Below are 13,606 nucleotides of genomic sequence, written 5' to 3' on the forward strand. Positions count from 1 at the left end.
CTCCTGATCTTCGTTAGAGTAAAGAGGCTGTCTTTTTGCGTAAATTAAAGCTCCATTTCAATGAATACATAGAGCCAAATATGAACTATCATTTGAAGAGAAATAAGTAAAAGCGTTATTTTGAGGAGGATCTCGACGTGGAAAAAGTAAGAATTGGCTTTATAGGTGTAGGCGGTATGGCTGAGCATCATATGAATACATTGAAGGATCTTGAAACGGCTGAGCTTACAGCTGTATATGATCTTAATGAAGAGCGAGCCAAGCAAATTGGCGAAAAATTCGGTGCTGAAGTATTTGCAAGCGAGCAGGCGCTAATGGATTCGGGCAAAGTGGATGCACTTTACGTCTGCACGCCTCCATTTACGAGAGGCAGCACTGAAATTGCGGCAGCGCAAAGAGGCATCCATCTTTTATCAGAAAAGCCGATCGGGCTTGATATGGACACGGTTAACCGTATCAGCAAGGCGATTGATGAAGCTGGCATTATTAACAGCTCTGGCTATTGCTTGCGCTATCTTGAAAGCGTGCAAAAGGCCAAGGCTTATTTGGCAGGTAAAAGAATCAATATGGTTATCGGCTATCGCATCGGCGGTCTTCCGCCTACAAAATGGTTTGCGCAGCAGGACAAATCCGGTGGTCAAAATGTCGAGCAATCGACTCATCAAATCGATTTGATCCGTTATTTGCTCGGAGAATTCGATCAGGTGCAATCGTTTTACGCGCAGCGCAGCATTCGTGATATTGACGCGGATGCCACTATTGACGATGTAGGCGCAGTAGCATTTACTCTGCAAAACGGTGCAGTAGGCTCATTTATAAATACTTGCGTATCCAACTACAAAAATCATGGAGAAATCGAAGTATACGGTCCGGATTTTTACTTGGAGCTTAATATCCATTCCTTAACGATTCGCGACAAAAATCAGAACATTACAGATACATGTAGTACGGACTTCTACGTTGCTCAAAATCATGCTTTTGTAGAAGCAGTACGTACCGGCAAGCAGGAGCTTGTCCTTGGCAGCTATGCGGAAGCGGCTGCTACACTTGCATTGACGCTAGCCTTCAATGAATCTGCTGAGCGCAACAGCGGTGTAGCCTTGAAATAATAATATATGATTTAGGCGGTGAATGTAACAATGTTGAAGGGTGTAAACCAGTGGTGCTTTCCGGAAGGAACAGATTTGAAAACCGTATTTGAAGTTTCTCAAAAAGCAGGCTTTGATGCAGTTGAGTTAAATGTGTATGATGCTGGTGCGCCAGCGGGGTTCACAATGGATACAACACCGCCAGAGGCAGATGCTATCGCCAAGCAGGCTGCCGATCAGGGGCTTAAGCTGCGCAGCATTTCTACGGGACTGCTGTGGGGAGCACCGCTATCCTCACCGGATGCCAGTGTTCGCGAACGAGGCCGTGCCATCGTACAGAAGCAGCTCGAAATTGCTGAGCGGATCGGCGCAGATACGGTACTTGTCGTGCCTGGAACGGTTAATAGCGATTCTTCCTATGATGACTGCTACGAGTACAGCAAGCGCGAGCTGGAGCTGCTTATCCCGGAAGCGGAGCGGCGCGGCGTTAAGATTGGAGTAGAAAACGTATGGAATAAGTTTCTTCTCTCGCCGCTAGAAATGAAGCGCTACGTAGATGAGTTGAATTCACCGAATCTTGGCGTGTACTTCGATGTGGGCAATATTTTGCTGTATGGCTTTCCGGAACAATGGATTCGAATTCTCGGCAGCCGAATTGCAAAAATCCATGTGAAGGATTTCAAAACCTCTGTAGGCAATGGCGGCGGCTTTGTGCCTCTAATGGCAGGCGATGTGAACTGGCGGAAGGTTGTCGAGGCTTTGAAGGAATTCGGGTATACAGATACGCTTACTGCCGAAATCGGCATCTATCAATCCAGTTCTTATCAGGCTGTATATGATACAGCAAATCAGCTGAATGCGATCATTTCAGGTAACTAGAAATATTTTTACTCTGATAGAAAAATAGATCGATTAGAAAAGGGTCATCCTATCGTCATTATAAATGACTGATTGGGATGACCCCTTTTGGTGAGCCTATGCAGAGACGGTTTTTGCGATGGAGCCGGATTGCTGTGAGGTACGCTGAATATAGCGCAGTCTGATTAAAAAACCGATTGCCGCGCAGGATAAACCGGCAATAATACCGAGCCAAAAGCCGTAAGGACCGAGCTCTGTGCGCGCCGCAAGGAAATAGCCAAACGGAATGCCGATAATCCAGTAAGAGACGAGCGCAATTATAAATGGCAAAGTGACATCCTTATATCCTCTAAGTGCCCCTTGCAGGGAGGCTTGTGCTGAGTCAGACAGTTGAAAAAAGATAACGAAGATTAAAAATTGCTGTGCCAGCAAGGCGACTTCCGATGAGTCAGTAAACCAGTAGGAAACGATATCGCGATTAAAAAATAATATAATTGCTAATGTTCCAATGACGCCAACTGCGGAGAATACACCGATCTTGCTGTAGGCTTTTGCATGTGACAGGCGCCTTGCTCCAACCTCAAAGCCGACGAGAATGGTAAGCGCCATTGAGATGCTTAACGGTATCATAAACATCATGCCTGACCAGCTTGCAGCCGCCTGATGCGCAGCAATGGTCGTTGTATCAAACATAGAGCCCATGAACAAAGCGACCAGAGAAAAGATGCTGGCTTCAAAAAATACAGACAGACCAATTGGGATGCCGATAGCTAGCTGCGACTTCCAGGCGCGCAAGGAAATTTTGGGCCAGGAAAGAAGCAGCTTGTGCACCTTCATTTTTTCTACAAGAAAAGTCAATAATATACTCATGGCAAGTATAAACCAATAGGTGGCAGCTGTCGCGTAGCCTGCGCCTGCGCCGCCCAGCTCGGGAAAGCCGTATTTTCCATAAATCAAAAAATAATTAAGCACGATATTAAAAGGAACGGCAATTAGAATAATAAACATCGTAATCCATGTATGTCCTTGCGAGTCAAAAAAATTGCGAATAACGCAGGATAAAAATAACGGAATAATGCCAAAAGATAGACCAATTAAATATTGCTTGGCGATATAATGCACGTTCGTTTCCAGCTTCATAAGCATCAGCACAGGATCGACTAGAAAGATACCCGCTGCAATGACGCCAATACTAATAAAAAAAGCTAAATACAGCGCTTGTGTAACGGAAGGAGCGATTTGCTCCTGCTTTTTGGCGCCTACCAGCTGGGAAATAATCGGCGTAATGGCAAGCAAAACACCATTGATCGCGACAAAAACCGGCATCCACAGGTTTGAACCGATCGCAACTCCCGCAAGATCATCGGTACCGTATTTGCCGGACATAATCGTATCGAATAATCCCATCGCATTGTAGCCTACCTGCGTAATGAGAATTGGCCACATGATGAGCAGGAAAAGCTTTATTTTGTCTTTCGTTGATTGAGCGTGATACAACCTGTTTCCCTCCATCCATAAAGCTACATTATACACTACAAAAGCGCCTGCTGCTGATTTTTTGGTTATAAATTGTTATAATTTAATGCATATACAACAGCTGCTCATTCTACCAGGATTGGAGAGATTGAAAAATGACATTCAAACGAGTGTGCATAATTGTTCTTGATAGTGTAGGGATAGGTGAACAACCGGATGCTGAGCTTTTTGGTGATGCTGGCGCTCATACGCTGGGTCATATAGCTGAAGCAGTACCGGGTTTTTCATTGCCTCATATGGAGAAGCTCGGACTAGGACGGATAGCTCCGATAAAGGGAATACATAAAGTAGACAATCTGCAAGCTTATTACGGTAAAATGCAAGAGGTTTCCTCTGGCAAGGATACAATGACAGGCCATTGGGAGATTATGGGGCTGAAAATTACAGAGCCCTTCAACGTATTTCCCGAAGGATTTCCGAGCGAGCTGATTGATCGCTTTGAAGCGGCGACAGGCCGCAAGGTGCTGTGCAATAAGCCAGCCTCCGGCACGGAGGTAATTGCGGAATATGGCGAGGAGCAAATGAAAACAGGTTCGTGGATCGTGTATACCTCATCGGATAGCGTGCTGCAAATTGCAGCCCATGAGGATATTATCCCGCTTGATGAATTGTACAAGGCGTGTGAAATTGCCCGTGAAATAACGTTGGAGGAGCCTTACCGTGTAGGCAGGGTCATTGCCCGCCCCTATAAGGGAACGCCAGGCCAGTTCGAGAGAACGCCGAATCGTCACGACTATGCGCTCAAGCCGCCTGCGCCAACGATGATGAACAAGCTGAAGGATGCTGGCTATGATGTCATTGCTGTGGGCAAAATCAATGATATTTTTGACGGGGAAGGCGTAACAAAGACAACCTCTACCAAAAGCAATATGGACGGAATTGAAAAAACGATCGAATTTCTTTCACAGCCTTTCAACGGCTTGTTATTTACCAATCTGGTAGACTTTGATTCGTTATACGGCCATCGCCGCGATCCGGCAGGCTATGCCAAGGCGTTAGAGCAATTTGATGAGCAGCTGCCGCGCATATTGAAGCAAATAGGCGAGGAAGACTTGCTAATTATAACAGCTGACCATGGCAATGACCCGACCTTCAAGGGTACAGACCATACGCGTGAATATGTGCCCCTAATAGCGTACAGCCCATCTTTGCAAGCGCCAGATTCTCTGGGCGTGCGAGCAACTTTTTCTGATTTAGCGGCGCTGCTGGCGCATAATTTCAATGTTGCTTCCACCGGCAACGGCGAATCCTTTCTTGATGCGCTCAAATAATTCTCAGCTTATTCGTGCTAATACAAGTGAAGGCTAGTATTCCAAGATACTGGGAAGGATGAGTGATATGAGAGCTTATGATATTATTGCCAAAAAACGCGATGGGGGAAAGCTGAGCAAGGAAGAAATTCACTTTTTTGTCGATGGCTATACAAAGGGAGCCATTCCTGATTACCAGGCGTCTGCGCTGAATATGGCGATTTATTTTCAAGGCCTGGACACAGAGGAAACAGCTGAATTGACGATGGCTATGGTGCAATCTGGCGATCAATTTGATTTAAGCGGCATTAAGGGAACGAAGGTGGATAAGCATAGTACAGGCGGAGTTGGAGATACGACGACGCTTGTGCTCGGCCCATGGGTAGCGGCGGCCGGAGCGCCGATGGCAAAAATGTCCGGCAGAGGGCTTGGGCATACAGGAGGCACGCTGGATAAGCTGGAGGCAATTCCCGGTTTCAATATTGAAATGAATGCGGAGCAGTTTATCGAAGCGGTTAATAAAATCGGCGTGGCTGTTGTTGGCCAGACGGGAAATCTCGTACCGGCTGACAAGAAGCTGTATGCGCTGCGTGATGTTACCGCAACAGTTGAGAGCATTCCTTTGATCGCAGGCAGCATTATGAGCAAAAAAATAGCGGCAGGCGCTGATGCTATCGTGCTTGACGTCAAAGTAGGCAGCGGCGCATTTATGAAAACGATTGAGGATGCGTTTGAATTGGCGCATACCCTCGTTTCTATAGGCGAGCAGGTCGGACGCAAGACGGTAGCTGTCATTACGAGCATGGATCAGCCGCTTGGCTATGCTGTTGGCAATACGCTTGAGGTACAGGAAGCGATCGCGACGCTGCAAGGGAAGGGTCCGCAGGATTTACAGGAGCTTTGCATTGTGCTTGGCGGTCAAATGCTGCAGCTTGCTCAGGTTGTTGACAGCGCTGAAGCGGGTGAACGCCGCATGCAGGAGGTGCTTGACAGCGGCGCTGCACTTGCAAAGCTTCGCGAAATGATTGCTTGGCAGCAAGGCGACGCCGCCGTAGTGGAGGATCCAGGCAAGCTTCCTCAGGCAAGCATAACGCGTCAAGTATTAGCGCCAAAGAATGGCTATGTTGGACGCATTGAAGCTGAGCAGGTAGGACTTGCTGCAATGATTATGGGCGCAGGCAGAGCGACCAAGGATGACATTATCGATTATGGTGCAGGCATTATGCTCCGTAAGAAGGTTGGCGACGCCGTCAGCCAGGGAGAATGCATGGCAGAGCTCTATACAAACCGCGAGGACAGCCTGCAGCAAGCAGAGGAAATGGTGCTTGCGGCATACGAATGGACAGAAGAGCAGCCGGCCACATCCAAGCTCGTTTATGGCATCGTTACGTCCGCCGAAGAAAAGCGATTTTAAAATTTACAGCGCACCAGTTATTTGCGATCAGCAGCAAATAACTGGTGCTTTTTTATTAAAATATAGGAAAGTATATGTTTTCATCTTATACCTGTTCCTATATTTCATCGGTAAACGCGCCTGTCCAAAGGACGGCGGAGCCGTTTATCCTTCTTAAACAATCTAAACGGTCACACGTTCCGCTATTGGGCTTAAAACTGTCATTTTTTAAATTTCGCGGTCACACGTTCCGCTATTTGGCTCTAAACGGGACTTTTTCTACGATTCTTTAGCTAATAACGGAACGTCTGTCACTTTACCAGCTCAAAACTGCGATTTTGGATGTAATAACGGAACGACTGACCAGCTAGGGGGAGCGATCTATTTGGATTAGGAGCAACGTATCAATCGTTGCTCACAATTAATCGACACCCTCCATGGGAGGGTGTTCGTTAGAACAGAAAGTCATCTCCTGCCACATCAATATTCTGACATACCTTTGTCCAACGAGTCATACAAATAATAAGGACAGGCTTGGAATTAATAAACAATTGTATTATTTATAATAATTATTAATTAGTAATTGACTTATAAATAATAATTGTTATCATTAAGGTATTGCTAATTTATAATAATTCTAATTGAGGTGATCGTATTGAGTACAGACAAAAAGCATTTGACGACGAGCTGGGGCGCTCCTGTAGGCGACAATCAAAATTCGATAACAGCAGGCTCAAGAGGCCCGACATTAATCCAGGATGTGCATCTGCTAGAGAAATTGGCTCATTTTAACAGAGAACGCGTACCGGAACGCGTCGTGCATGCCAAGGGCGCAGGTGCTCACGGCTATTTTGAGGTGACGAATGATTTGTCGGCTTATACGAAAGCGAGCTTCTTATCTGAGGTTGGCAAGAAAACACCTTTATTTATACGCTTTTCCACTGTAGCAGGTGAGCTTGGGTCTGCGGATACGGTTAGAGATCCGCGCGGTTTTGCTGTGAAATTTTATACGGAAGACGGAAATTACGATTTGGTTGGCAATAATACGCCTGTCTTTTTTATTCGCGATGCGATTAAATTTCCAGATTTCATTCATACACAAAAGCGCCACCCGCAAACTCACTTGAAAAATCCGAATGCGGTATGGGATTTCTGGTCGCTATCGCCCGAATCTCTACATCAGGTTACAATATTGATGTCTGACCGCGGAATCCCGGCAACATTCAGACATATGCACGGCTTTGGCAGCCACACGTTCAAGTGGGTTAACGCTCAAGGGGAGGCTGTATGGGTCAAGTACCATTTTAAAACCGAGCAGGGCGTTAAAAATCTGGATGTAGAGCTTGCCGCCAAGCTTGCGGGCGAGAATCCAGATTACCATACGGAGGACTTATTTAACGCTATTGAGAAGGGCGACTTTCCTTCCTGGAAGCTATGCGTACAAATTATGCCCGAGCAAGATGCCAATACGTATCGCTTTGATCCATTTGACGTCACCAAGGTTTGGTCGCAAAAGGATTATCCGCTTATCGAGGTTGGTAGGATGGTGCTGAACCGCAATCCGGAAAATTACTTTGCAGAGGTGGAGCAGGCTACGTTCTCCCCAGGCTCCTTCGTGCCGGGAATTGAAGCTTCTCCGGACAAGATGCTGCAGGGCAGACTGTTTGCCTATTCAGATGCGCATCGCTACCGCGTAGGAGCAAACCATAATAGCTTGCCGATCAATCGCCCTCAAGCAGAGGTCAACAATTATCAGCGTGATGGCGCAATGCGCGCGGACAACAATGGCGGAGGCTCCGTCTATTATGAGCCTAACAGCTACGACGGCCCGCAGGAGTCTCCGCAGCATAAGACTACGCCATTTGCAGTTACAGGAGAAGCCGCGAGCGTTGCTTATGATCATAATGATCATTATACACAGCCGGGCGATCTGTACCGCTTAATGAGCGCTGATGAACAAACACGACTTGTAGAAAATATTGTAGCGGCAATGTCACCGGTTGAGCGCGTCGATATCAAGCTTCGCCAAATTGAGCATTGGCGCAAAGCAGATGCTGAATTGGGCCAGCGCATTGCTGATGGCTTGGGATTGTAAAGGAATTATATACTGTCTTGGACAGGCAAAGAATGACCCTTTAGCGAGGGTCATTTTTTGTATTTGTAAGCATCTATAACGCAACTTTGGCAGCGCGATTTAAGCAGGTAACCCTTAATATAGTTGGTCAGACTGGTTACCCGTTCGTGTTGTTGTGGTTGGAGGGACGAAACGAGTGCGCAAAAAAAAGTGGGGGGATTGCATATAAATTCTGCACAATCCTCGCTGTTGAAAAAGTATGCAATGTAGAATGGATAAGTGCTACATCCGTGCTCGCGGTAACTAAGTACATTTTGTGCATCTAGATTCTCATTTTTTGCTGAATAAACGATTCTAGATGTATTTCATGTATCTAGTTTTATTGAGTCCCCCTATATCCTGCGAATTCCGTCAAACTAAAGGCAGTTTTTCCCTTTAGAATCACTAAAAGGCCAAATTTCTTCAAACTAAGTACAGGAAATACAGTTAGCTCAGCGCGCGTGAGTACTTGTTTCGCAAAACAGAGTTTGCCATTGTTGCAAAGTACTTGTTGCGGTTTTTCAACAGCCTGACAATCGCAGGACTTTTTGACAATAGTAATAAAATTGGAAGAATCGATGTGTTTTTTAGCATCATTTTTGGATTTTAGCGATGAAATAGTCAGGCAAGCTTGTCGATTTCGGAGAAGTAAACAATTGTATACGAATGTAATGATTTATCTCTTTGAAACAGGCTGTATTTTTTTTAATGTTACAGTAAGAACAATTTTTCTTTGCAGCGCATGCTGTGAAGAAAGTTAGGAGGCTAAAAAAAGAAAGCGTTTTATTTGAAAATAAGGACATTAATTATCCTTGCCTTACATGTAAACTATTTATGAAGGAGAGATGAAGTAATGAAGACCAAGAAAAGCTGGATTTCTCTAATCGTAGTTGCGGCAATGCTATTGTCCTTCGTTCCGGCTGCCTATGCTGCGGAGGGCGATGAGGAGCAAAGCGGAGTGAAAAACTTGGCCCCTGAAAGCACGTATACATGGTCGAAGGAACCGCTCGCTCAGTATCCAGATGAAGATAAAGCATTGACTGACGGCTTGCGTGGAACCGAGACATTGATTAAAGGCAATTGGGTAGGCCATCAGTATGGCGACTACCGTGAAGTTATTTTTGATTTGGGCGCTTCGAAAGCAGTTGAAAAAGTAACCGCTAACTTTTTGCAGGATTGGCCTGAAGCTTCGAGAGGCGGCAGCAATGTGCTGATTCCGCTAACGGTATCGTTTATGGCTTCGAATGATCAGGAGCAATGGCAGGTACTTTCGCATAACGCACTTACAACGTTGTGGAAGGACGGCAAATATATCGAGGAATTCAAGTGGGATGGTGCACCGGAGCCGCAGCTTTCGGATGACGATATGCCGGAGTTTCTGAATGTGCCTCGCCAAGCTTATACGGAAGGCAAAATAAATGCGCGATATATTAAAGTGATCTTTTCCTTGCATTCAAGAGCGATGAGCATGATCGATGAAATTGAAATTTTCGGTTATGACACAGAGCAAGAGGATGCTGGGGAATTGAGCAGCTTTATCGGCAATGAGTTTCTGCAGCCGGGAAAGTCCACCACAGGCGGAATTCAACATATGGGCCTGTTGTATAACGGATATTATGAGGATACGAATTGGGACTTGACGCCAAACAAAGGCGACTGGAACAAAAAAAGATTAATTCCTAATATTGCTTATGTGGATAAGCAGGGAGAGCCGCAGGACTGGCTGTTTGACGGTGTACTGATTTTGGGTTTGGCTTCATATGCAAACGGAGACGTCCGCGGATTTGCGGCAGCGTCTGAGAAGGCAAATAAAGCTGATTGGCAATGGTATCTGGACAAAACGCTTAAAAAGAACGGTGAAGTAAACAGCGATTTGCATGAGCTTAATGCTGCAACAGCAGAAGTTGCCGGAAAGCTGAATGATCCTGATCACAAAACAAAAGTCGTACTTATGATCCCGGAACCGGGTGCTTATCAAAGCAACTTCGGAGAAGTAAACGGTGAAAACCTTGATTTTAGCATCAGTAAAGTTGGACATAAGAAATCTATTGAAAACCGTGCCAAAGCGATAGAGTGGTATATTGACGAAGCGCTCAGCATGTTTGAAGAAGCCCAGTTCAGCCATTTGGAGTTTTCAGGATTTTATTGGCTGGAGGAGCAAATCGACACAGACAGCACCGGTCCGAAAATGGTAAGTGTTGTAAGTGATTATATTCATAAACAAGCAGGTGACTTGAAGTTTTTCTGGATTCCACATTCTTTGGCCTATAAAAAGTTTATGTGGCAGGATGTAGGAATTGATGCAGTGAACCTGCAGCCAAACTACTTTTTCGAGCAGCTGGATCCATCGCGTCTGCAAGCAGCGGCTGACATGGCGAAGCGCTACGGCATGTCGCTTGAGATTGAGTTCGATGACCGAATGATCAATGATGCTGTATTCCGCAAACGGTATATCGAATATTTGAATATGGGCGTTACCACAGGATTGATGAATGAAGGCTTTAATGCCTATTACCAAGGCAATAACGCTGTCTATGATGCTGCTATAAGCACGGACCCTTCTACTCGTATTTTGTATGATTGGCTGTATAAATATACGAAGGGGCAATACGAGGTGCAGGATGCAGCTCCGCCTGAAGTTGAAGTTCTGCTTAACGGCGAGCCGTTCCAAAGCGGTACGAAAGTATCTGACCAGACGAAGCTGAAATTTACGTGGAAACTTGCGGAGGAAGTTGAAGAAGGATCTGTAAAAGTAACAGCCAAATTCAATGACAAACCGTATACAGAAGGTTCAGAAATTGATTTGACAGATAAGCCTGGCAAGCATGCCTTGGAAATAACAGCTGCCGGAACCGAAGCTAAAATTACTTATTTTGTTGTAGAGGTTGAATACGGCGCGAACCGTTTGATAGACAAAGTAACACAATATGTCAATGAAAATAAGCTTAAGGACATCAAAGCAAGCAGCATTATGAAAAATACGCTTGAGATGATGAAGCGCAATGAAGCGAGCAATGCCACTGAAGCGCTAAATTACTTGAAGCAGTTCAACAGCCAGCTTGACAAGGTGTATCAGGAAAACCATTTAGACAAGGAAGCTTATAAGTTTTTGAAAAATGCAGTGCTGTCACAGCTGGACAATATTGCCGAGAACAAACCGGCAAAAGCCTCCTCTGTAGAAGCGGCACATCTTGGCGCAGATAAAGCGTTTGACGGAGTATCGGCTACAAGATGGGCAAGCGAAACTTCAGACAATCAGTGGCTGCAGGTCGATTTTGGCGAAACTAAAACCTTTGATACAATCCTTGCCAACTGGGAGTTTGCCCGTGCCAGCGAATATCAATTGCTGATCTCAAATAACGGCGTTGATTGGACCCCTATTATAGTGGATGGCACAGATAAATTTAACGCAGATCAATATGTTAATATCTATACTTTTGAGCCTGTGCAAGGCCAATATTTGAAAATGAACGGGATTCATAGAGCGACCGGGTACGGTTTCTCGCTGTATGAATTGGCGGCTTATGATACTTCATTTACGCCTAGCAGCAAGGTGCTGGACGGTATTGAGACAGCTATAGACGCCAAAACAAAGAAAGTGACAATTACGGGCTTGGCGATGAGCAATGAAGCTGAGCATGTTGACATTGCTGTTAAAGACCCGAAAGGTGATATCCAATTTACCGGCAGTACGATTATTAATGATGAAGGCCGATTTGTGCTTGAGTTTACGCTTGTCGGAGAAGTAGAAGGCGTTTATACGGTTGAAATTGAAACGGAAGGTATGACAGAGGCGGAAACCGTAACTTTTGAATACAAGAAATATGTTACTCCTCCTGGCGGCGGAGGCGGGCCGATTATTACGGTACCCGATAAATTCAATGAACAGTCAAACGGTTCGATGAAGGCTGAGCTGGATACTACGATTGGAGCAAACGGCACGGCGGCTGCAGCAATTACGGCTGCAGATTTGAACACGGCTTTGTCTAAAGCGAAAGCGGATGCGAAAGGCAAGAAGCATATTATAGTCGTACTGAAGAAGAACGGCAATGCTGCTTCTTATGCGATTACTATTCCGGCAGCTGCAGCGGCAAATGAGCCGAATGTTATGTATCATGTCGAAACGCCAGCCGGAAATATTGATTTGCCTGGCAATGCTTTGAGGAATACTTCTGACCAGCAGCTTACGATTATCCTTTCAGATATAAAAGGAAGCGTTAATGCGGAACAAGCAGCAGCTATTGTGGGCAGCAGACCGGCCGTAGCCGCTCAGCTTCTCGTCAATGGCGAGGCAGTTGAATGGAATAAAGCTGCAAAGCTTGCAATAGTGACATTGCCTTACGTTCTTGGCAGCAACGAAAGAGCTGAGAAGGTTCGCGTATATGAAGTTACAGCTGACGGCAAGCTCAAAATGATCGGCGGCGTGAAGTACGATGCTGCAGCAAAAACAGTAAGTTTCCCGATCTCGCATAATGGAAATTATGCTGTCGGATTTGCCCAGCCGGCAAACTTTACTGATTTGGGAGCTCATGAATGGGCGCGCACAGCGATTGAAGAGCTTGCAGAACGCGGCATTGTAAAAGGAACGAATACAGCTCAGGGCACATTCGCTCCGGGTAATCGTGTAACACGCGCTGACTTTCTGGTGATGTTGGTTAACACGCTTGGATTGAAGGCGGAAGCAGCTTCCTCCTTTGCGGATGTATCGGAAAACGACTACTTCTACGAGGCAGTATCCGTTGCCCGTGCACTTGGCATCGTATCCGGCGTTGACGCTAATCATTTCGCTCCTAAAGCGAATATTAGCCGTCAGGATATGATGGTGATGATGGATAGAGCGCTGCAAAAGGCAGGATATATTAAAGGTAAGTCTGTTTCTGACGAAATTGATGCATATAAAGATGCTGACAAAGTAGCAGGATATGCAGCAAACAGCGTTGCGGCAATGATTGAGCATGGTTTTATTAACGGCTCAAACGGTTACTTGAAGCCGCAAGGCGAAACAAGCCGCGCAGAAGCAGCAGCAGTGCTGTACCGCGTGTTACAATTTGCACATTTGTAATGGTGATATCTAGTGACAATGTGTAACAATGATATCTAATGTCAACCTGTACTCGGCATATCTAAATGCAGCTTTTTACGGGATATCTAATGATAATTTCTAATGGCGTTTTCTAATGGTTGCTGCAAACGTTATACGTGTGAAAACAAGGCAATAAAATTTCTAACGGTTGCCATCGCGCTTAATAACGCAAAAACAACTGTTTTCTTCGCAAATTGACGAAATAACGCTCATGGCAACCGTTAAATTTTAGAATCGGTTAAAACAACCGAAATAGCCTCGCTGGCAACCGTCCCTCGTATTTAA

At 45.6% G+C, this 13,606-nt stretch carries 7 protein-coding genes; 6 read left to right on the forward strand and 1 reads right to left on the reverse strand.

Going from position 1 to position 13,606, the window contains the following annotated elements; genetic code table 11:
* The first annotated feature begins 137 nt into the window (after nt 1-137).
* Complete coding sequence (locus ACRRU2_RS27675) at nt 138-1,109, forward strand: Gfo/Idh/MocA family protein (RefSeq protein WP_432506611.1); 972 nt, start codon at nt 138-140, stop codon at nt 1,107-1,109.
* A gap of 30 nt (nt 1,110-1,139) precedes the next feature.
* Nucleotides 1,140-1,967 carry a sugar phosphate isomerase/epimerase family protein gene (locus ACRRU2_RS27680; protein WP_432506613.1) on the forward strand — a complete coding sequence of 276 codons (828 nt, stop codon included), beginning with the start codon at nt 1,140-1,142 and terminating at the stop codon, nt 1,965-1,967.
* A gap of 96 nt (nt 1,968-2,063) precedes the next feature.
* On the opposite strand, the gene ACRRU2_RS27685 is transcribed toward ACRRU2_RS27680, so the two are convergent.
* A complete protein-coding gene (locus tag ACRRU2_RS27685; protein WP_331700761.1) occupies nt 2,064-3,443 on the reverse strand; it encodes an MATE family efflux transporter in 1,380 nt (459 codons plus the stop codon).
* 134 nt (nt 3,444-3,577) lie between these two features.
* Here ACRRU2_RS27685 and ACRRU2_RS27690 point away from each other — a divergent pair, with 134 nt between their 5' ends.
* The 4 genes from ACRRU2_RS27690 to ACRRU2_RS27705 all read left to right on the forward strand — a co-directional run bounded on the left by ACRRU2_RS27690 (nt 3,578) and on the right by ACRRU2_RS27705 (nt 13,300).
* Complete coding sequence (locus ACRRU2_RS27690; protein ID WP_432506615.1) at nt 3,578-4,753, forward strand: phosphopentomutase; 1,176 nt, start codon at nt 3,578-3,580, stop codon at nt 4,751-4,753.
* A 67-nt stretch (nt 4,754-4,820) separates the two neighbouring features.
* Nucleotides 4,821-6,146 carry a pyrimidine-nucleoside phosphorylase gene (locus tag ACRRU2_RS27695; RefSeq protein WP_331700763.1) on the forward strand — a complete coding sequence of 442 codons (1,326 nt, stop codon included), beginning with the start codon at nt 4,821-4,823 and terminating at the stop codon, nt 6,144-6,146.
* Between the two features lie 634 nt (nt 6,147-6,780).
* A complete protein-coding gene (gene katA, locus ACRRU2_RS27700; protein ID WP_432506617.1) occupies nt 6,781-8,220 on the forward strand; it encodes a catalase KatA in 1,440 nt (479 codons plus the stop codon).
* A gap of 871 nt (nt 8,221-9,091) precedes the next feature.
* Nucleotides 9,092-13,300, forward strand: a complete 4,209-nt coding sequence (locus ACRRU2_RS27705; protein WP_432506619.1) for a DUF4855 domain-containing protein — start codon at nt 9,092-9,094, stop codon at nt 13,298-13,300.
* The last annotated feature ends 306 nt before the right edge of the window (nt 13,301-13,606 follow it).

This window comes from Paenibacillus sp. GXUN7292 (genome assembly GCF_050864975.1).
Lineage (GTDB): Bacteria > Bacillota > Bacilli > Paenibacillales > Paenibacillaceae > Pristimantibacillus.